The sequence below is a fragment of the Actinomadura sp. J1-007 genome, from assembly GCF_009793335.1.
GTDB lineage: Bacteria > Actinomycetota > Actinomycetes > Streptosporangiales > Streptosporangiaceae > Spirillospora > Spirillospora yumaensis.
This window is the reverse complement of the sequence record NZ_WING01000001.1, coordinates 4,393,995-4,415,209: the sequence shown is the minus strand read 5'-3', so window position 1 is coordinate 4,415,209 and position 21,215 is coordinate 4,393,995. Positions and strand designations below refer to the sequence as shown.

Here is a 21,215-nt window from a genome sequence, read left to right as displayed (position 1 = left end):
TGTCCCCCGGGAACGGACGATCAGGTCGGCCAGCAGCGCCAGCGACGCGATGAGCAGGCCCGTGATGAAGATGATCACGGTGTTGTTGGCGAAGTAGCCGAAGTGCACGACCATGTCGAACACGCCCTTGACGAAGCCGATCCCGAGCAGCCAGAGCGCCAGCGGCATCAGCACCTTGAGCGGGTTGAAGTACATCACCATGCGGAGCACCTGGAGGATGTAGCGGTAGGCGTCCTTGGTGAAGTGGAACTTGGACTTCCCGGCCCGCTTGGCGTACTCGATCGGGACGTACCGCACCGGGTGCTGGTTCGACAGGAACGCGATGGTGATCGTGGTGACGCAGGAGAACCCGGGGGGCAGCAGCCGCAGGTAGGGCAGCGACACCTCGCGCCGGAACGCGCGCAGCCCGGAGTTGAGGTCGGGGATCTGCGAGTTGGTGAGCCGTTCGGCGACCTTGCGGATGAACCACTTGGCCGGGACGCGCAGGAGCTTGTGCGTGCCCTCCTCGCTGGTGCGGGCGCCGACCACCTGGTCCACCGACGGGTCGGAGTCGAGCACGTCCACCAGCTCGGGGATGCGGTCGTTCGGGTACGACATGTCGGCGTCGGTCCACACGACGATCTCGCCGCGCGCCTGCTGCGACCCGATCCGCCGCACGGTGCCCGAGCCGCTGTTGTGCTGGAACGCCATGATCCGCATCTGCGGGAAGCGCGGCGCGGCCTCCTCAAGGCGCCGCAGCGTGGCGTCGGTCGAGCAGTCGTCCACGGCCAGCAGCTCGTAGGTCTTGCCGCTGTTGTCCATCGCCTTGCAGATGCGCTCGACCTCGTCGACGACGTGGTCCTGCTCGTTGTAGCAGGGCAGGACGACGGTCACGTGCACGTGCTCGGTGGCCTCGGTACTCACGCAGGGCGAGAATACTCGCCCAACGCGGCCGCAAGGCCCATCACGGCGCGGGCGGCTCCGAAATCCACACGTCCGAGCTGAGCCCCCACGTGCTTCCGGGCGGTTCGGTCAGCGTCCGTTCATCCTGCCGTGTCCGAAGCTTCACCGCCTGGGCGGCCGGGCCGTACGCGGCGACCTGGCCGGGCTGCGCGCCCATGACCACCGGGCGCCGTCCCGCCGCGTACACCTTGCCGATCACGCGCCGGACGTCGGCGGGCGTCGCCGCGGGGACCGTCCGGGCGGCCGGGAGCCCGCACATGCCGCGGAGGGCCGGGAGGTAGCGGTCGGCGGTCGCGCGGTCCACGACGACGACCGAACGGCCCTCGCCGAGCCGGTCGCACAGCCCGCGGACGGCCGCGACCTCGCCCTGGTCGGTCCTGGCGAACAGGTACGGCCCGGACGTCAGCAGGACCGGCACGGCCAGCAGCACGATCGCGGCGGCCGCCGACCAGCGGGTGACGGCGGGCCCGTACCCGACGCGGCGGACGCGGCGGACGGCCCACGCCGTCCCCCACACGGCGAACAGCAGCAGCCCGGGGATGACCAGGCCGATCAGCCGCCGCGACGCCCACGGGTGGTCCGGGGTGATCGCGGGCCGGGCCAGCGTGGTCACCGTCGTCCAGACGATCACGGCGTACGGCAGGAGCCATTCGGGGGCCCCGCCCCGCAGCAGCCGCCGGCCGAGCAGCGCCGCGCCGAACGTGGCGAGCAGCAGCGCGGGGACGCCGATGTACCAGACCACCCAGTAGAGGGACAGCTCCGAGTACTGCCGGGCGCCGTCGAGGGCCATGTGGTTGACCCGCTGCACCTCTTCGATGAAGTGCGCGTTCAGCCGGTCGTCGGCGTTCGCCGGGACGCGCCGCACGGTCTGGACCAGAGGCCGCACGGCGAACGCGGCCATCACGGCGACGGTCAGGACCGCGGCGGCGTCGGGGAGCCGTCCGCGCGCGACGGCCGCGCCGAGCCGGTGCAGGCGCGGGCCGGTGACGCGCCAGCGCAGCAGCGCGACCATGAGGGCGGTCGCGCCGATGAGCGCGACGGTCAGGGCGAGCAGCGGGTCGAGCGAGGCGTGCAGGTAGTCCAGGTACGGCTTGGAGAACATGAAGCCCTCGGCGAGCCCCGCGCCCGCGCCCACCGTCAGCCCGGCCGCGAGCGGGTACCCCGTGCGGCGCCGCCGCGCGACGAGCAGTCCGGCGAAGACGACCACGGGCAGCAGGTCGCGCAGCGCGTCGATCCGCGCCAGCAGGATCAGCCCCAGCGTGAGGCCGCCCAGGAACGCCTTGGCGCGGCTCCCGGGCACGCCGTTCTTGCGCACGTCGTAGAGGAGGGCGAGCCCGCCGAGCAGGAGCACGAGCGCGGGCAGCTCGCTGAACGTCGAGCGCGACACCCACAGCATCGGCAGCGTGAGCGCGAGCAGCAGCGCGCCGCCCGGCGCCCACCGCGGCCCGACGAGCCGCGCGACGAGCCCGCCGAACGACAGGACCGCGCACGCGCCGAGCAGCGGGGCCATGAAGAGGAGCCCGTGCGTGCCGCCGAGCCAGCCGCCGAGCGCCAGGACCAGCGGCAGGCCCGCCATGAACTGCGGGACGACCGTGTCGCCGACCTGGTAGAACGCCGGGCTGGCGTACTGGAGGGACGGGTCGCTCCCGCCGAACGCCCACCGGTCCTGCGTGATCGGGAGCGAGCCGTGCTCGTTCAGCCAGGCCGCGAACTGCGCGTACGACGCGGGGTCGCGGCGCACGATGATCTGCTCGGAGCACATCGCGAGCTGGAGGACGAGGAACCCCCCGGCGACGGCCAGCACCCCTCCCGTGGACCACCAGGAGACGGCGCCGAGCCCCTCGCGGAACGGGTGCGCGGGCCGTCCCCGCAGCCCGAGCCACAGCGTCCCGGCGGCCACCGGCACGTACAGCACGATCGCCGGTCCGGGACGGAACGCCCCGGCCATGAGCAGGGGCAGCGACACCGCGAGCCAGGCCGCGACGAGCAGCGCGGGCGCGACGGTGGCCCGGGCGAGCAGCCGCCCCGCGGTCACCGTCCCGTCCCGCCGTTCCCGCCGGTCCGGGCGCAGGCGCGCGGCCCGCGGTCGTCGAGGAGGTCGCTCATCGATGCGGAGCGTAGCGGTCATCGTCCTATGGTGACGTGTCCCGCGCGGGCGGGCCGTACGCTCGGCCCATGAGCGATGTCTTCCCTGACGGGCCCCCGGATCTGCTGCGCCGCCGGGTCGAGGACGACCCGTCGCGGCCGCTGGTGACGTTCTACGACGACGCGACCGGAGAACGGGTGGAGCTGTCGGCCAGAACGTTCGACAACTGGGTGGCCAAGACCGCGAACCTGCTCGTGGACGGGCTCGGCGCGGAGCCGGGCACGCGGGCGGTGCTCGCGCTGCCGCCGCACTGGCAGAGCGCGGCGTGGCTGATGGCGTGCTGGTCGGCCGGGCTGGTGGCCGAGCCGGTGGACCCCGCCGCGGTCGGGCCGGGATTCGCCCCCGCCCCCGCCGAACCCGGCGGGGCGTCCGGGCCGTACCTCCTGGTGGCGGCGGAGGAGGTGCTCGGACACGTGGTGGACGACGCGGACGCCGAGGAGGTGGTCGGGCTCTCGCTGCACGCGCTCGGCGGCCCGCTCGCCGAGTGCCCGCCGGGGGTCGTGGACTACGCGGTGGAGGTCCGCGCGTACGGGGACCGGTTCGTTCCGGATCCGGCCGTGACACCGGCGTTGCCCGCGTTTACTGTGACAAAGACCACATTCTCTGGGGCGGAGGTGGCGGCCGCGGCGCGCGAGACCGCCGCGAAATGGGAGCTGGACGCGCAGGACAGAGTGCTGGTTGACATGTCCTACGCCACACTCGACGGGGTTCTGGCGGGCCTGGTCGCACCACTAGCCTCAGGTGCTTCCGTCATAATCCAACGAAACTTCGACAAAGACCTCCTAGATCGCCGGGCGAGACTGGAGCATGTGACGGCGGTGGCGGGACTGCCCGGATGGAAAGACGGATCCGGGTCCGTTCGCCGCCTCGCCTGACCTACTCTCTCTTTGCCCTCCCTTTGTCACCCGACCCCTGGAAGCGGGCCCGCCCCGACACGGAGCCGATGAACAGCAACCCGATGTACATGGAGTACGTCGACGACGCCGATCCGCAGCCGGCGCGTCGGCGCGGCTGGCGCGTCCTCGGCTGGGTCTGCGTCGGGCTGTCGGCGGTCATGGTGGCCGGATCGCTCACCGCGTACGGCGTCTACCGCAACGCGATGGGCAACATCGCGCACGAGGACACCGACGCGCTCGTCGGCCCCAACCGGCCGAAGAAGCTGAACAGCGCGATGAACATCCTGCTCCTCGGGTCCGACACCCGCGAGGGCGCCAACTCCGAGTACGGGCGCAGCATGAAGAACGACCCGCCGCGCTCGGACACGATGATCCTGCTGCACCTGTCGCCCGGCGGCGGGCAGGCGATGGGCATCAGCTTCCCGCGCGACCTGATGGTGCCGATGCCGTCGTGCACCACCAAGGGCGGCGGCAAGACCCCGGCGCAGTCGCGGGCGCAGATCAACGGCGCGTTCACCGCGGGCGGCGCGTCCTGCGTGGTCAAGACCATCGAGCACCTGTCCGACATCAAGATCGACCACTTCATGCAGGTCGACTTCAACGGGTTCAAGGCGATCACCAGCGCCGTCGGCGGCGTCCCGGTCTGCCTGCCGAAGGACGTCAACGACCGGCAGTCCAAGCTGCGGCTGTCCAGGGGCCGGCACACGATCAAGGGCGCCACCGCGCTCGCCTACGTCCGCAACCGGCACGGCCTCGGCGACGGCTCCGACACCGACCGGATCAAGCGGCAGCAGAAGTTCATGGGCGCGCTCGCCAACAAGGCGATGAGCGCGGGCGTGCTGAGCAACCCGGGCAAGCTGCTCGGCCTGGTCAACGCCACGACCAAGTCGCTCACCACCGACAACGACCTGACCCCGCCGGTGATGATGAAGATCGCCAGCGGGATGCAGGGGATGACGTCGGGCAAGCTGCGCTTTGTCACCGTGCCGTCCGCCCCCGACCCGCAGGACCCCAACCGGGTCGCGCTCACCAGCGCCGCGCAGCCGTTCTTCGCGGCGATCCGCGGCGACAAGACGGTGCCGACCGAGGAGAAGCCGAGCGCGGCGAAGATCCCGCCGAGCCAGGTGCGGGTGCGCGTGCTCAACGCCAGCGGCATCGTCGGCCAGGCCCGCCGCGTCGCCGAGGACCTGGAGTCGCAGGGCTTCCAGGTGGTCAAGGTCGGCAACGCCGCCACCACCAAGACCTCCCGGGTGACGTACGGGGCGGGCGCCGACCAGCAGGCGCAGACCCTCAACCGGCTGATCCCGAACGCGCCGCAGCCGGCCGCGAGCACCAGCGGCTCCCCCGGCGTGGTCGACTTGATCGTCGGTTCCTCCTGGACCAACCTCAAGAGCGCCAAGAGCGGGATCCCGAAGCAGCAGGGCGAGATCCGCGCCGACGCCGACCCCTGCAAGGAGCCCTGACCCCGCGCCCCATGACGTACCCCACCCGGCCCGCCGGAGCCCCGACGCCCCCGAACCCCCGGGAGCCGGTGCCGCCCGGCCAGGCGGGTTCCGTCGCCGCCCCGCCGCCCGCACCGTTCGTACCGTCGCCGCCGCCCGCGTCCCCGCCGTCCGCGCCGCCCGTTCCCGGGATTCCGCCGCAGGGCGGGCCGCCGGTCGGCGTCCAGGACCCGGCGGGGCCGTGCCGCCCCCGGCCGCGGCCGACGTGGAGGCGGGCGCGCCGCAGGCCAAGCCGCGCAAGGAACGCGACCCGTTCTTCGACAACGCCAAGTTCCTGGCGATCCTGCTGGTCGTCGTCGGGCACTCCCTGGCCAACCTGCTGAACGTGCCGCTGGCCAAGGGCCTGTACATCTTCATCTACATGTTCCACATGCCGCTGTTCATCGTGATCACCGGCTACTTCTCGCGGAACTGGACGTTCGCCGGCGGCAAGGCGCGCAAGCTCATCACCAACGTCGGCGTGCCGTACGTGGTGTTCGAGTTCGCCTACTCGATCTACGACTGGCTGGCGGGGCGCAACGAGCTGGAGATCAGCCTGCTCAACCCGTACTACCTGACGTGGTTCCTGTGCGCGCTGTTCCTGTGGCGGCTGTCCACGCCGGTGTGGCAGCAGATCCGCTGGCCGCTGGCGGTGGCCGTGCTGTTCTCGCTGCTGTCGTACATGAGCGACCTCGGCGGGACGTTCGACATCCACCGGGTGATCGGGCTGCTGCCGTTCTACGTCCTCGGCCTCACGCTGCGGCCCGAGCACTTCGAGCTGCTGAAGCGGCCCGCCGCCCGGATCGCGGGCTTCGCCGTGCTGGCCGGCGGGCTCGGCGTGGCGTACCTGGCCATGAACCGGATGACGCGGAGCTGGATCTACTGGAAGAACACCCACGAGCAGCTCGGCGTCGACAACCTGACCGGCAGCGCGATGCGGCTCGGCATGTTCGCGTGCGCCATCGTGCTCGTCGCCGCGTTCCTGAGCGTGGTGCCGCGCAAGCGGCACTGGTTCAGCAAGCTCGGCGCGACGACGCTGTACGCGTACCTGCTGCACGGGTTCGTCACCCGGCTGCTCAACTTCACCGGCTGGTGGGGCGCGGACTGGATGCACACCACCCCCGGCGTGCTCGCCGTGATGGCCGGGGCGGTCGTGGTCGGCACGTTCCTGTGCTCCAAGCCGGTCGTGAGGTGCATGAGCTGGGCGCTGGAGCCGAAGCTGAGGTGGGTGTTCACGCCGCTCCGGCGCCCGAACACCGGCCGGTAGGAGCGCTCTTCGCCTACGATCTGGAGCGGTACCGCGACACGCTGCGCGTCCTCGACCCCGGCACGGGGAGTCCGATTATAGAAGAATCACCCTTCTGGCCCCAGCATCCCCAATTGGGGACTAGAGTCCTCATGCCTCCCCGCGAGCGGTTGTCACGCGCCAAACGGATCATTTCGGAGACATGACCGACATCCTCCCACAGACCCGCCCCCCGTCCGCCGGCGAGTCCGCACCGACCGGAGCGCCCGCCCCGCCCCCAAGCGGCAGCGCGACGCCTTCTTCGACAACGCGAAGTTCTGCACGGCCGTCCTGGTCGTCGTGGGCCACGTGTGGGCGGAGTTCGGCGACAGCCGGTCGGCGCACGCGGCGTACGTCGTCCTCTACGGCTTCCACATGCCGTTGTTCGTCTTCATGTCCGGGTATTTCTCGCGTGGATTCCTTCGCTCCACCGACAAGTTCCGGAGCATTTTCCCGACACTCGTCGTCCCCTATGTGATTTTCATCGTGCTCTATCGCACGCAGCTGATCGTGCTCAAGGACGTCGATTTCCGGCTGAACGAGTTGTTCAGCCCGCATTTCCTGATGTGGTTCCTCGTGGCGATGGTGCTGTGGCGGCTGAGCGTGCCGCTGTGGGGCCACCTGCGGCACCCGTTCGCGGTGTCCCTGGCCATCTCGCTGGTCGGCGGGAGCTGGGCGTTCAACACCGACGGGACGATCGCGCGGGCGGCCGGCCTGCTGCCGTTCTTCGTGCTCGGCCTCGCGATCAACCCCGACCACGTCGCGGTCCTGCGCCGGTCCTGGGCCCGCTGGGCCGGGTTCGCGATCCTGATCGCGGCGCTGCCGATCGCGTACGTGTGGGAGCTCGGCACCGTCCTGCCCAAGATCAACAAGGGCTTCATCTGGTGGAACCAGGGCTACCGGGACATGGGCTACTCGGGCCTGGAGGGCATGTCGGGCCGGCTGCTGACGGTGGCCCTGGCGATCGTGCTCGGCGCCGCGTTCCTCGCGATCATCCCCCGCGGGCACACCTGGTTCACCCGGATGGGCACCCGGACGATGTACATCTACCTGCTGCACGGGCTGATCGTTAAGTGCTTCGACTACACCGGCCTCCTCGCCGAGCCCGTCCTGCACACCCCGCTCGGCCTGGTCGGCGTGACCGCCTCCGCCCTCGCGCTCGGCATCGTCCTCGGCACCGCGCCGGTGCAGCGCGCCACCCACTGGGCGGTCGAGCCGCGGGCCCGCTGGCTGCTGAAGCCCTCGCACGGGCGGACTTAACGCCTTACATCCTTGGTGCGGGTATAGTCCAGATATTACCGAGCAGTTGATTGGCCTTCACGTGAGCAGTGCTAACGACATCTCTCTGAGCGTCATCGTTCCCGTGCACAAAGTGCAGGGATACATCCGGCAATGCCTGGATTCGATCCTCGACCCCGACCTGCCCAATCTGGAGGTCATCGCGGTCGACGACGCCTCGCCGGACGGCTGCGGAGAGATCCTCGACGAGTTCGCCGAGCGCGACTCGCGGGTGCGCGTGCTCCACCTCACCGAGAACGTCGGCCTCGGCAACGCCCGCAACGCCGGCCTCGACGCCGCGACGGGCGACTACGTCTGGTTCTTCGACAGCGACGACTACGCGACCGAGGGCGCCGTCCGCGCGATCTGCGAACGGCTCGCCGAGACCCGCCCCGACGTGCTGCTGTTCGACTACGCCCGCGCGTACTGGAACGGCCGGGTCAAGCGCAGCATCATCAACCACCTGTTCCGCGAGCCGCCCGCGCCCGACGTCTTCACGATCGCCGAGCGCCCGAGCGTGCTGGAACTGATGATGACGTCCTGGAACCGGGCGATCCGCCGCGAGTTCCTGCTCGACCTCGGGCTGCGCTTCAGCAGCGGCTACTACGAGGACGTCAACGTCACCTACCCGATCCTGATGGCCGCCGAGCGGCTGAGCCTGCTGGACCGGGTCTGCTACATCTACCGCCAGCGGCGCCGGGGCGCGATCACCAAGACCGCGGGCGAGAAGCACTTCGACGCGTTCGCGCAGTACGAGCGGATCTTCGCGTTCATGGACGAGCTCGGCGAGCGCGCCGACCCGTACCGCCAGCTCATGTTCAACCGCACGATCTGGCACCTGCTGGTGATCATCGAGCGCGGCGACCGGGTGCACGAGTCCGACAACGCCCGGTTCTTCGCCGAGATGTCGAAGATCTACAACAAGTACAGGCCCGCGGACCACACCCCGCCGTCCGAGCCGCCGCTGCTCGCCGAGAAGCACCGGCTGATCGAGAAGAACGACTACCGGGGCTTCCAGCGGATCAAGGGCTCCAAGGTCAAGGTCAAGGCCAAGAAGAGCGCGAAGAAGGCGCTCAACCTGCGCAAGCGCGGCGTGCTCTACTCCAAGGAGCTCGCCAAGGAGCGCTACTACCAGATGCACCGCGGCCTCGCCATCGACGAGAACCTCGCGGTGTTCGCGGCCTACTGGTACCGCGGCTACGCCTGCAACCCGGCGGCGATCTACGAGAAGGCCCGGGAGCTGGCCCCGCACGTCCGCGGGGTGTGGGTGGTCAAGCCCGGCGCCCGCAAGAGCATGCCCGAGGGCGTGGAGTACGTGGTGTCCGGGTCGGCCGACTACTACCGGACGATGGCCCGCGCCAAGTACTTCGTCAACAACGTCAACTTCCCCGACAACTACGTCAAGCGGCCGGGGCAGGTGCACATGATGACGCAGCACGGCACCCCGCTGAAGAAGATGGGCCTGGACCAGATGGAGTACCCGGTCGGCGCCGGGGACATGGACTTCAAGGCCCTGCTGGCCCGTTCGGACCGCTGGGACTACCTGCTGTCGTCCAACCCGCTCTCGACCGAGGCGTGGGACCGCGGCTTCCCGTGCTCGTACGAGATGCTGGAGATCGGCTACCCGCGCAACGACCGGCTCGTGCGGGCGACCGAGGAGGAGCGCGTCCGGCTGCGCGCCGAGCTCGGCATCCCCGAGGGCGCGACGGCGATCCTGTACGCCCCGACGCACCGCGACTACCAGCGCCGCTACAGCCCGATGTTCGACATCGGCCGGTTCGTCGAGCAGCTCGGCGACGACCACGTGCTGCTGCTGCGCGCGCACTACTACTACAAGCTGAAGAACATGGCCGCCGACATGGGCTGGCCCGAGGGCCGCGTGATCGACGTGTCCAAGCACCCGTCGGTCGAGGACCTCGGGATCGCCTCCGACGCGCTGCTCACCGACTACTCGTCGGTCATGTTCGACTACGCCAACCTCGACAAGCCGATCGTGATCTACGCCAACGACTGGGACACCTACCGGCTGACCCGCGGCGTCAACTTCGACCTGACCGCCTTCCCGCCCGGCGCGATCGCGACGACGGAGAGCGAGCTGGCCGACGTGTTCGTGTCCAGGGCCGCGTGGAGCGACACCGCCACCAAGGCGCGCGCCGCGTTCCGGGAGCGGTTCTGCCCCTGGGACGACGGGAACGCCGCGGAGCGGGCCGTCCGCCGGCTCTTCCTCGGGGAGAAGGTCCCCAACCCGCCGGTGTAGTCCGGCGCGCACTCTAGAATCGCCTGTAACACACGTCACACGTAACACGTGACACCCCCCGCCGGGGGCGCCCCCTGCCCGCCCGTCGGCCTCAACCCCGTCGTCTCACGACCGGTCGGTGCTCCCCCGGGTCGTGCACGCAGTCGAAGGAGTGGGTCGCTTGCCCGCACGCAGGATCAGCGTCGTCGTCCTCACCCATGGCGCCGGCGCGGAGCTCGGCGACACCCTGGAGTCGCTGTCGGCCCAGACGCACGACGACCTGGAGGTCCTCGTCGTCGACGACGGGGCGGGCACGGCCGCCGAGGCCGCGCTCCCCGACGGCCGGTTCCGGCTCGTCCGGCGGGGCGTGCTGAGCCGCGGCGCCGCCCGCAACCTCGGCGCCGCCGAGGCGACCGGCGACTACCTGGCGTTCGTCGACGGCGGCGACACGCTGCCGCCCGAGGGCCTCGCGCGCCTGTTCACCGCCCTGGACGCGTCCGGCTCCGACCTCGCCACCGCCGCCGAGGCCGTCCGGCGGCGCAGCGGCCAGGTGCACCGGTGGGTGGCGCGCGGGACGCCGCGCCCCGGCTCCCGCACCGACGCGCGCCGCACGCCCGAGCTGGTGCGCGACCGGCGGGTCACCAACAAGCTGTTCCGGCGCTCGTTCTGGGACGCGCACAAGCTGGAGTTCCCCGACATCAGCACCTACGACGAGCTGGCGGTCGCGGTCCGCGCCGTCTGCCTCGCCGGCGCGGTCGACGTGCTCTCGGAGGTGGCGGTGCGGCGGCGCGGCGGCTGGCCGCGGTCCACGACCGAGCCGCAGGAGATCGCCGACGGGTTCGGCGCGGCGACGCTGGTGACGTCCTGGCTGGCGGGCAACCGGCGCGCGAAGGACCTGCGGCGGTTCCAGATCGCCGCGCTCACCACCGAGCTGCTGGTCTTCCTCGACGTGCTGCCCGACCTGTCCGAGGACGAGCGCGAGCAGGTCGTCGCCCAGGCGGCGGCGTACGCGGCCGACGTCCCGGCCAAGGTGTTCGCGGCCGTCCCGGCGCTGACCCGGCTGAAGTGGCACCTGGCCTCGCGCGGCCACATCACCGAGCTGGTCAAGGTCGTCCGGTACGAGCGGGGCAAGTCGTCGCCGTCGATCGTCCGCGACCCGGTGCGCCGCTACGTCGTCTACCCGTACTGGAAGGACGACGGGCTGGAGATCCCCCGCGAGGTCTACCGCGCCCGCGACGAGGTGAAGCTGCGCAGCCGCGTGCACGCGGTGAAGTGGGACGGCGACCGGCTGACGGTCACCGGCGAGGCGTACATCAACTCGGTCAGCAGCCGCCGCCGCTGGACGTCGGTCAAGGCGGTCACGCTGCGGTCCGGGCGGCGGCGCATCGTGGCACGCGCCCGGCAGACCCCGAAGCCCGGCAAGTCCTCCGGCGCCTGGTCCGGTTTCGAGTTCTCGTTCGACGCGGGACGGCTGCGCGAGCGCGGCGACTGGACCGAGGGCCGCTGGGAGGTGCAGGCGGCCGTGCTGAACGCGGGCGTGTTCCGCGCCGGGCCGCTGCGCGGCGGCGGTTCGGGCACCGGCGCGCACCCGCCCTACCGGTACGTGGCCGACGACGTGCGGATCGTTCCGCGGATCGTCGGCGGCGGCCTCGCCATCGACGTCGAGCGGGTCCGCGCGAAGGCGACCTCGCTCGCCTGGGACGGCGACGCGCTCGTGATCCAGGGCTCAGCGACCGGGACGCCCCCGGCCGAGCTGACGCTGACGCTCGGCGACACCGCCCTCGCGGTGCCCGTCACGGCGGCGGGCGGCGGGTTCACCGCGCGGATCGACCCGGACCGGCTCGCCGACGTGCCGATCGCCGAGGACGCGATCGACGACACCCGCGACTGGGAGGTCGCGGCGGACGGCCGACCGCTCGTCCTCGCCGAGGGCGCGGACGACGCGCGGCGGCTGGTCGGCGCGCTGGAGGTCGACGCGGGCCGGGGGCCGAGCGGCTACGTCCGGGTCCGCGTCACCACGACCCGGCTCGTCGTCGACGCCTGCTCCTGGTCGGCGGACGGCACGCTGTCGCTGTCCGGCACGCACGCCGTGCACGAGGGCGGACGGATCGTGCTGCGCAGCCGCGGGCGGCGCAAGGAGCACGCGTTCGACCTGGTCCGCGGCGCGGACGGCACGCTGCGGGCGCAGGCGCCGGTCGCGGCCGTCCCGACCGTGGCGGGCGTGCTGCCGCTGCGTCCGGGCCGCTGGGACGTGCTGTTCCGGCCCGACGGGGACCGCGCGCTGACCGTACGCCTGGCCCGCGGCGCGACGCTGCCCGAGCCGGCGAAGGTGGCCCGGCGCGGCTACGAGCTGGAGAGCACCGACGGGCGGCTGGTCGTCTCGGTGACCGGCGACGTGTCCCGCGAGGAGCGCGGCGAGGGCACCAAGCTGCGCGAGGAGGCCCGCCGCCGCGTCGCCCGCGACGGGCTGCGCGACGCCGTGCTGTTCTCCTGCTTCAGCGGCAAGCAGTACTCCGACAGCCCGAAGGCGGTGCACGAGGAGCTGGTCCGCCGCGGCGCCGACCTGGAGCAGCTCTGGGTCGTCAACGACGCGCAGGTCGAGCTGCCGGGCACGCTGAAGGCCGTACGGCTGAACGGCGCGGAGTGGCACGAGGCGGTCGCGAGCTCCCGCTACATCGTCGCCAACCACCGGCTCGGCGACTGGTTCCAGCGCCACCCCGACCAGGTCGTCCTCCAGACCTGGCACGGGACGCCGCTGAAGAAGATCGGCCGCGACATCAAGGAGGTGCACTTCGCCTACACGCCGGGCATGAAGAAGGCCCTCCAGTCGCAGTCCAAGACCAAGCAGGCGGGCCCGGCGCTGCCCGAGTGGACGCACCTGCTGTCGCCCAACCCGTTCAGCACCGAGATCTTCCGGCGCGCGTTCGCGTTCAAGGGCGAGATCATCGAGGCCGGGTACCCGCGCAACGACCTGCTGCACAGCCCGGAGGCCGGCGCGGTCGCCGCGTCGGTGCGGGCCCGGCTCGGCATCCCGGCGGGCAAGCGCGTGGTCCTGTACGCGCCGACGTGGCGGGACGACCAGTACTACAGCCGGGGCCGCTACAAGTTCGACATGCGGCTCGACCTCGCCCGCGCCCGCGCGGAGCTCGGCGACGACCACGTGCTGCTCGTCCGGCTGCACAGCAACGTGGTGGACGGCGTGCCCGAGGACGGCGACGGCTTCGTGTACGACGTGTCGCTCTACCCCGACATCACCGAGCTGTACCTGATCTCCGACCTGATGATCAGCGACTACTCGTCGGTGATGTTCGACTACGCCAACACCGGCCGCCCGATGCTGTTCTTCACCTACGACCTCGCCGACTACCGCGACCGGCTCCGCGGCTTCTACTTCGACTTCGAGGCCGAGGCGCCGGGCCCGCTGGTGGAGACGTCCGACGCGCTCATCGAGGCGATCCGGGACGTGGACGCCGCCACGGCCGGGCACCAGGACCGCTACAAGGCGTTCGTCGAACGTTTCTGCCCCCTCGACGACGGGCACGCCGCCGCCCGTACGGTCGACCAGGTACTGGGGGACGCCCTGTGAGGGGCGGTGAGGACATGGACTCTCCGAAGGTCAGCGTCATCGTCCCGGTCTACAACTGCCGGGCGTCGGTGGAGGGCACGCTCCGTTCGGTGTTCGAGCAGACGCTCGGCGCGGAGCGGGTGGAGGTCGTCGCGGTGGACGACGGGTCCACCGACGGCAGCGGCGAGGAGCTCGACCGGCTCGCCGCCGTCCACGACGGGCTGCGGGTCGTCCACCAGGCCAACTCCGGCGGTCCCGGCGGGCCGCGCAACACCGCGGTCCGGCTCGCGCGCGGCGAGTACCTGTTCTTCCTCGACGCCGACGACCGGCTCGGCCCGGAGGCCCTGGAGCGCATGTGCGCGATGGCCGACGAGCAGGGCACCGACATCGTGATCGGCAACTACGTCGGCGTCGGCCGGGGCGTGGCGCGCTTCGGCGCGACCGTGCCGCGCGTCTCGGTCGACGACCCCGACTTCGACGTCTACGGCCGCTCGCTGACGGCGCACAAGCTGTTCCGCCGCGACCTGGTGACGGGCAACGGGATCACGTTCCCGAGGGCATCCTGTCGGGCGAGGACAAGGTGTTCACCGCGCACGCCCTGCTGCACTCGGCGGGCGTCTCGATCATCGCCGACTACGACTGCTACTACCTGGTGGAACGCGACGACGGCACGAGCATCATGCAGTCCGGCGGCGCGCCCGCCGGGCCGTACTTCGCCAAGGCCGCCCGGCCGCTCGTCGAGAACGTGGTGTCGCACCGCAAGCCGGGCCCGGTCCGCGACCGGATGCTCGTCCGGCACTTCCAGCGCGACGTGCTGCACCGCTTCAACGGCCGGTTCCTCGCGGCGGCCGAGGAGGCCGCGCAGGAGACCGAGAGCGCCGTCCGGGCGCTGTGCGACGACTACCTGACCCCGGCGGTGCTGATGCGGATGCCGCCGAAGCACCGGCTGCTCGCGCACTGCGCGCGCACCGGCCACAGCGGGCTGCTCCGCGAGATCGTCCAGGCGGAGCTCGACCCCGACCCGGTCCCGGTGATGGTCGACAAGGACCGCGCCTACCTGCTGTACCCCGGTTTCCGCGAGCCGGCCGCCGCGATCCCCGACGCCTACTTCGACGTCACCGACCGTCTCAAGGTGGAGCGGACGCTGACCGGCGCCGACTGGGACGGCGACGTCCTGCGGGTGCGCGGCACCGCCGCGGTCGACCGGGTGGACGACCCGGCGCGCCGCGTCGAACTCGTCCTGCGCTGCAAGCAGAGCGGGGAGGAGCACCGGCTGCCCGCCGAGCACGACGGCGACGGGGCGTTCGCCGCCGCGGTGGACATGGGCGCCGCCGCGTCCGGGTCCCCGCTGCCCGCCGGGACGTGGGACCTGCACGTCGCGGTGACCAGCGACCAGATGACCAAGGAGGGCCGGTTCGGCGCCGACGCCGCCGAGGGGGCCGGGGTGCCCGGCGCCCGGTTCGTGCGCACCGGCGAGGGGGCCGGCGCCCTCGTCACGCCGTTCCTCACCAAGGGGTACGGCAACGTGTCGTTCACCGTGACGCCCGGCACGGCCGGCCTGGAGAAGCTGCTCGGCATCGACGAGATCGGCTGGGACGGCGGGGCGCGGCTGCGGGTCCGCGGGCACGCCGCCGCGTCGCCCGGCTCGGCGTCGCTCGTGCGCGTCGGCCTCCGCCTCGAACGGCGCGGCGGGTCCGGCGAGCGGACGGGCGAGGTCCGGCAGGAGGCCGGGGCGGACGGACTGGAGTTCACCGCCGTGGTCGACTCCAAGGGCCTGGCCGCCGGGCGCTGGGACGTGTGGCTCGACCTCGCGGTCGGCGACGCGTCCGCCCGGCTGCGGATCCCGCTGGCGACCGTGCCCGACGTCCCGGCGGTGGCGTGCGCGCCGCTCGGGATGCGCCGCGCGTCGGTCTACCGGACCAACGGCGGCAACCTCGCCGTCCACGTCGTCCCGGGGAAGGTGCCGTCGATGGCGCGCTCGGCGGGACGGCGGCTCGGCCGCCCGCGCCGCTGACACTGGTCCGGCGCGGGAACGGGCCGGGGCCGCTCCTCCGGGTCCATCCGGCACGTGGAGTGAGACACCAGATACCGGTTGGTAAGCTACCTGACTGCACGTTCGCGATCGGGGGAGGCGACGGCCGGTGGACGCGGTGGCTCGGCACGCCAGGGTGGACGGCGACGATCGGCTGCTCGTGCGCTGGTCGGAACCGCTCCCGGACGGCGCCCGGCTCGTCGCGCGGCACGCCGCGTCCGGCGCCGAACGGACCGCCGCCGTCACCGGCGACACCGCCACGCTGCCGGCGGGCGACCTCGCGGCGGGCGTGTGGAACGTTCTGATCGAGCTGCCGGGCGGCCGCGGGGGCGAGCAGGCCGTCCCGCTGCCGACCGACGACCCCGGGTTCTCGCTCGACGGGCTGCTCGCCTACGCCGCCGTCCCCCGCGACCGGGCCGTCCGCGCGAGCCGTTCCGCCGCGGGCGGCGCCGTCATGCTGACCGTCGAGGACGTCGCGCCGCACGCCGAGGTCGAGGCGGTCCACCCGCGCGACGGCGAGGTCAGGATCCGCGGGCGGCTCGCGTACGGCGGGGACGTGCCCGGCGGGGCGCGGCTGGTCGCGATCGCGCGGGAGGGCGCGGGCATGCTCGTGGAGCACGCCCGCACCGAGGGCACCCGGTTCGAGGCCGCGTTCGCGGTCGAGGCGTTCGCCGGCCCCTCGTCCACGCTGTGGGACCTCTGGCTCGACGCGGCGGACCTGCACGCGCGGCTCGCGACCCGGCTGGACGACGCGCCCGGCAAGCGCGGCAAGCTGTCGTTCCCGAAGCAGGCGGCGGGCGCGGGCGACCGGCGCGCGACCGTGCGGCCCTACTACACCGCGCGCGACGAGCTGTCGATCGCGTGCCACCCGGTCGAGCCGGTCACGGCGGGGGCGGCGCGGTGAGGATCTCGTTCCTGCTGCTGGACGCCTACACGATGGATGGAACGGTCCGCAGCACCTTCACCCTCGCCGGGGAGCTCGCCCGGCGGCACCGCGTCGAGATCATCAGCGTGCTCCGGGCCGCGGACGAGCCCGCGTTCCCGGTGCCCGGCGGCGTCCGGATGCGCTCGCTGGTGGACCAGCGGGCGGGCGCCAGGGCCCCGTGGCCGTACGCCGCCCGCGCGGCGCGCCTCGCCGGGCGGCCGAGCGGGCTCGTCCACCCCGAGGAGCGGTGCTACTCCAGCTTCTCCGCCTGGACGGACGTGCGCCTCGCCCGCGCGCTGCGCCGCATGCGCGCCGACGTGCTCGTCACCACGCGCGCCGGGCTGAACGTCGCCGCCGCCCGCTTCGCCCCGGCCCGGGTCGTCCGCGTCGCGCAGGAGCACCTCCAGCTCGGCATGAACGAGCCGGGCCTGCTCGCCGAGATCAAGCGGTGGTACCCGCGCCTGGACGCCGTCACGACCCTCACCGACGCGGACCGCGCCGACTACGAGGCCGCGCTGCCGGACGGCGGGTGCCGCGTGGTCACCATCGGCAACGGCCTGCCCGACCAGGTGCACCCGCGCTCGCGGCAGGAGAACCGGGTCGTCGCCGCCGGGGGCCGCCTGGTCTGGGTCAAGGGCTACGACCTGCTCATCGACGCGTTCGCGAAGGTCGTGGAGAAGCATCCGGGCTGGCGGCTGCGCGTGTACGGGAGCGGGCCGCGCCGCGACGGGCTGCGCGCCCGCGCCACCGGCCTCGGGCTCTCCAACGACGTGCTGCTCATGGGACCGGCGAACGACCTGGAGGGCGAGATCGCCAAGGCGTCGATCCTGGCGGTGTCGTCGCGGGCCGAGCCGTTCGGGATGACGATCATCGAGGCGTTCGCGTGCGGGGTGCCGGTGGTGTCGTTCGACTGCCCGCGCGGGCCCCGCGAGATCATCACCGACGGGCACGACGGGCTGCTGGTGCCGCCGGAGGACTCCGGCGCGCTGGCCGAGGCGCTGATCCGGCTGATCGACGACGAGGAGCTGCGGCGGCGGATGGCCGCCAACGCACTGGCCTCCGCGGACCGCTACCGGATCGGCGAGATCGCGGCCCGGTGGGAGGCCATGCTCACCGAGCTGCGCGCCGCCAAGCGCTGATCACCGCGCGTCGGCCGCCTCGTCGCCGACCGGCTCTCTGTCCTGCTCCTTGGCTGGTTCCTTGGCCCGTTCCTTGTCGTCGGCCGTCTCCTTCTCGGGGACGGCCTTCTCGGTGGCCTCCGCGGCGGGCTCGGCGGCGGGCTCGGCGGGCTCGGGCGGCGCGTCGTCGTGGTCGTCCTCGCGGGGCGCGGGGGCGGTGCGGAGTTCGCGCGGGGGCGGGATGAGGGCGAGGCCGAGGGCCAGGCAGGCGAACGGCACGGCGGGCAGGATGTAGCGGTAGTCGAAGTCGGCGGTCGCCGCCGGGATCACCAGCAGGGCGAGGCTCATCCCCCACGGGAGCAGGGCGCCGGTCCCCCAGTGCCGGACCGGGCCGAGGAGCGTCCAGCGGCCGTTGCGCCGGATGTGCGGGAGCGCCGCGGCGAGGCCCGCGAGCAGGATGATGCCGAGGACGGCGTCGGGCATCGCGTAGCGGTCCTGGTACTTCAGCATCGTCTTCGCCCACGGGTCGACCACGCGGAACTCGCCGCCGCCCGGGTCGTACTGCTCGGCGATCAGCGCCTGCTCGTCGGGCCAGCCCTCGCCCTCGGGGAACTCGTACTGGAGCCAGGTCCACGGGGTCGGGTACGCCTCGCGCTCCCAGTCGAACGACCGCATCGTGTCCTCGTAGACGACCTTGGCGTAGTCGCCGGGCTGGGCCTTGATCGCCGCCCACGCGAACTCGCCCGCCAGCTTGTTGGCGGTCGGGCCGGTGACCCAGCCGGGGATCTTGCGGAACGGCGAGTCGCCCGTCCACATCGACGCGAACGCCGGGGACATCCGCGGGTCGGTGCGCTTCGGGCACATGATCGCGAGTTCGGGCCGCGGCTTGATGACCTTGCAGTCGGCGAACGCGGCGGTCCGCCCGTACAGCCAGATCTGGTCGGCCTTGCTGAGCGCGAACTCGCCGTGCTCGGCCTTGAACCAGCCCATGTAGCCCAGCATCGGCGCGACGAACGCGAGGACGGCGGCCACGCACGCCCGCCAGCCGGCCCGGCGCAGCACCATCGCGACGAGGATCACCGCGATCAGCGGCAGCCCGGCGGAGCGGGTCAGCGCGGCGCCCGCCGCGAGCAGCCCGGCGAGCGCGCCGAGCCACCAGGTCATCCGGCGCCGCCACAGGGCCGCCGTGACGGCCGCGAGCAGGACGAACGTGAACAGGTTGTCGGCCATGAGCATGTGCTCAAGGGCGATCTGGTGGACGGGCATCAGCACCGGCACCGTCAGCGGCGCGGCGATCAGGCCCGGGACCCAGACCCGCCAGCCGAACCGTCCGAACCGTCCCTCGGCGCCGTCCGGGGCGGGCGGCCACGCCGCGCGGGCGGCGCGCCAGACAAGGACGTAGACGAGCACGCCGATGAGCACCCCGACGGCGTGCTGCACCGCCACCATCACGGTGAAGCTGTGGAACGGCTTGATCAGCCACAGCAGGAAGGGGTAGCCGCTCGGCCGGGTCGCGCCGGGCGCGAGGTGGATCGCGGCCTTCAGGTAGCCCTGGGAGTCGCCGAACCACAGCGGCGCCGGGTAGCCCTTGACCGCGATCACCCGGATCCAGACCGCCGCGGCGAGCACGCAGCCGAACAGCGCGTGCGCGGCGGCGAAGCGGCCCAGCCGGGCGGCGCCGGTCCGTACGGCCGGCCGGGGCGACGCCCCTCCGCCCTGCGACGACTCGACCGACTTCGACACCGGGGGACTGACGCTCACCCGCAAAGCCTACCGACGCCCGGCGATCATCCGGGCCCGCGGCGCGGCCGCGTACGGCCCCGGTTCGGTCCCGAACGCGTCACGGGACGGGCGGGACGGGGCCGGCCGCCACCCGTTCCGCCGGGCCGCCGCGTTCCCGGGAGACCGCCGGGCACGGGGCATAAGCGCGTTGTGAGCGGCGGGTCACGAGTAGGCGACATGCCGGAAGAGCCCGCCCTGGAAGCCGATAGCATCGATGGGCCGCACGGGGCCAGGGCACGCGCTCCCAGAGGCGTTCGCGCGCCCCCGGAGCTGTAAATGATCTTGAGGTTCGCGTGACCCGCGACCGGGGAAGCCTCTTCACGATGAAAGGACACCTCTCCATGGCGAACTTCACGCTCGACGACGTCCGGCAACGGACGTACAAGGCGCGTGACGCATGGTGGACGGTACTGCTGGTCGATCCGCTCGCCTCCCGGATGGTCCGCTTCACGGCCAACCGGACCAACGTGACCCCGAACCAGCTCACCGTGGGGGCGCTGATCCTCGGCCTCGGCGCCGGCGCCTGCTTCACCGCGGCCTCCTGGCCGTGGCTGCTGGTGGGGGCGCTGCTGTACCACCTGTCGTTCACCCTCGACTGCATGGACGGCAAGATCGCCCGGCTGAAGGGCACCGGCTCGGTCTTCGGCGCCTGGCTCGACTACATCTTCGACCGGGTGCGGGTGCTGGCCTGCGCGATCGCGCTGATGGGCGGGCAGTACGCGGCGACGCACAACGTGGCGTACGTGTGGACGGCCGTCGCGGTGGTCTTCCTCGACATGCTCCGCTACATGGACGCCCTGGAGATCTTCAAGGTGCGCCAGCAGATGCGCATGCAGCTCACCGCCGCCGCGGAGCAGTCGCAGGCGCTGGAACTGGCCGTACGGCGCGCCAACGGCGAGGTCGCCGACGAGGCGGCCATGGCCGAGGAACTGCGCTCGGCGCAGGGCGTCCTCGGCGCCGACCCCGAGGCCGACATGGAGAACCGGGTCCTCGGCGACACCAACGCCGCGCTCGCCCAGGGGTTCAACGAGCGGGTGCCGTGGTACCCGCGGATCCGCGACGCCCTGCTGCGCGGCCGGATCCGCCCGCACCTGATCAGCGGCATCGAGTTCCAGATGGGCGTGTTCATCGTCGCGCCGGTCGCCGCCGCGATCGTCCCCGGCGCCGTCATCCCGGTGGTGGCGCTGTCGGCCGCCGGGATGCTGGCCTTCGAACTGGTGATCATCTACAAGTTCTGGCTGTCCAGCCGCGCCTACAGCCGCAGCCTCGCCAAGCTGGAGGCCAAGATCGACGGCTACCGCGCGCAACTCCCCGCCGAGCAGATCGAGGCCGTCGTCGGCAGCGGCGGCTGACACCCCGCCCACACTCCGGAACGGTCCCGGCCCGCGATCCACGGCGATCGCGGCCCGGGCCCGTCCCACGCCCAGCGCCGTCCGCGTACGAGGCACGTCCGGCGGCGTCCTCGTATGCAGCAGGTCCCGGCGGCGTCCGCGTACGCGCCACGGCGGGGGGCTCCACGTACGCCGCCC

General features: G+C 72.4%; 12 protein-coding genes and 2 pseudogenes. 11 read left to right on the top strand and 3 right to left on the bottom strand.

What is annotated here, in order from left to right; genetic code table 11:
- Positions 1–3: 3 nt before the first annotated feature.
- Together GEV43_RS20085 and GEV43_RS20080 are read right to left on the bottom strand one after the other, a co-directional pair.
- Positions 4–903, bottom strand: a pseudogene (locus tag GEV43_RS20085) (glycosyltransferase family 2 protein); the annotation flags it as partial.
- Positions 904–943: 40 nt separating this feature from the next.
- Positions 944–3,070, bottom strand: coding sequence for a hypothetical protein (locus GEV43_RS20080; protein ID WP_241682971.1), 2,127 nt, complete (start codon positions 3,068–3,070; stop codon positions 944–946).
- 47 nt (positions 3,071–3,117) lie between these two features.
- Between GEV43_RS20080 and GEV43_RS20075 the strand changes: the two genes are divergently transcribed.
- The 10 genes and pseudogenes from GEV43_RS20075 (at position 3,118) to GEV43_RS20035 (ending at position 17,925) form a co-directional block, all read left to right on the top strand.
- Positions 3,118–3,963 carry a TIGR03089 family protein gene (locus GEV43_RS20075; protein WP_160821996.1) on the top strand — a complete coding sequence of 282 codons (846 nt, stop codon included), beginning with the start codon at positions 3,118–3,120 and terminating at the stop codon, positions 3,961–3,963.
- Between the two features lie 68 nt (positions 3,964–4,031).
- A complete protein-coding gene (locus tag GEV43_RS20070; protein ID WP_160821995.1) occupies positions 4,032–5,447 on the top strand; it encodes an LCP family protein in 1,416 nt (471 codons plus the stop codon).
- Between the two features lie 220 nt (positions 5,448–5,667).
- Positions 5,668–6,732, top strand: coding sequence for an acyltransferase family protein (locus tag GEV43_RS20065; protein ID WP_160821994.1), 1,065 nt, complete (start codon positions 5,668–5,670; stop codon positions 6,730–6,732).
- Positions 6,733–6,837: 105 nt separating this feature from the next.
- Entirely contained in the window at positions 6,838–8,010 is a 1,173-nt protein-coding gene (locus GEV43_RS20060) for an acyltransferase family protein (RefSeq protein WP_375539099.1), read from the top strand.
- A gap of 61 nt (positions 8,011–8,071) precedes the next feature.
- Positions 8,072–10,285, top strand: coding sequence for a bifunctional glycosyltransferase family 2 protein/CDP-glycerol:glycerophosphate glycerophosphotransferase (locus GEV43_RS20055; RefSeq protein ID WP_309239732.1), 2,214 nt, complete (start codon positions 8,072–8,074; stop codon positions 10,283–10,285).
- A gap of 160 nt (positions 10,286–10,445) precedes the next feature.
- A complete protein-coding gene (locus tag GEV43_RS20050) occupies positions 10,446–13,850 on the top strand; it encodes a bifunctional glycosyltransferase family 2 protein/CDP-glycerol:glycerophosphate glycerophosphotransferase (protein ID WP_160821992.1) in 3,405 nt (1,134 codons plus the stop codon).
- Positions 13,851–13,864: 14 nt separating this feature from the next.
- Positions 13,865–14,251, top strand: a pseudogene (locus GEV43_RS56180) (glycosyltransferase family 2 protein); the annotation flags it as partial.
- A gap of 158 nt (positions 14,252–14,409) precedes the next feature.
- A complete protein-coding gene (locus GEV43_RS56175; protein WP_375539051.1) occupies positions 14,410–15,843 on the top strand; it encodes a hypothetical protein in 1,434 nt (477 codons plus the stop codon).
- A 127-nt stretch (positions 15,844–15,970) separates the two neighbouring features.
- Positions 15,971–16,765, top strand: coding sequence for a hypothetical protein (locus GEV43_RS20040; RefSeq protein ID WP_160821990.1), 795 nt, complete (start codon positions 15,971–15,973; stop codon positions 16,763–16,765).
- Positions 16,762–17,925 (top strand): glycosyltransferase family 4 protein, encoded by a 1,164-nt coding sequence (locus GEV43_RS20035; RefSeq protein WP_160821989.1) that lies wholly within the window; start codon positions 16,762–16,764, stop codon positions 17,923–17,925. Before GEV43_RS20040 ends, GEV43_RS20035 begins: the two co-directional genes overlap by 4 nt.
- On the opposite strand, the gene GEV43_RS20030 is transcribed toward GEV43_RS20035, so the two are convergent.
- Positions 17,926–19,665: a hypothetical protein gene (locus GEV43_RS20030; protein WP_160821988.1), complete on the bottom strand. Its 1,740-nt coding sequence runs from the start codon at positions 19,663–19,665 to the stop codon at positions 17,926–17,928. It lies immediately after the preceding gene.
- A 362-nt stretch (positions 19,666–20,027) separates the two neighbouring features.
- Here GEV43_RS20030 and GEV43_RS20025 point away from each other — a divergent pair, with 362 nt between their 5' ends.
- Entirely contained in the window at positions 20,028–21,038 is a 1,011-nt protein-coding gene (locus GEV43_RS20025) for a CDP-alcohol phosphatidyltransferase family protein (RefSeq protein WP_160821987.1), read from the top strand.
- Positions 21,039–21,215 lie beyond the last annotated feature (177 nt).

Excerpts from the sequence above, each read along its gene's own strand:
- GEV43_RS20080 (WP_241682971.1), bottom strand. The coding sequence starts at position 3,070 with ATGACCGCTACGCTCCGCATCGATGAGCGACCTCCTCGACGACCGCGG.
- GEV43_RS20070 (WP_160821995.1), top strand. The coding sequence starts at position 4,032 with ATGAACAGCAACCCGATGTACATGGAGTACGTCGACGACGCCGATCCG.
- GEV43_RS20025 (WP_160821987.1), top strand. The coding sequence starts at position 20,028 with ATGGCGAACTTCACGCTCGACGACGTCCGGCAACGGACGTACAAGGCG.
- GEV43_RS20075 (WP_160821996.1), top strand. The coding sequence starts at position 3,118 with ATGAGCGATGTCTTCCCTGACGGGCCCCCGGATCTGCTGCGCCGCCGG.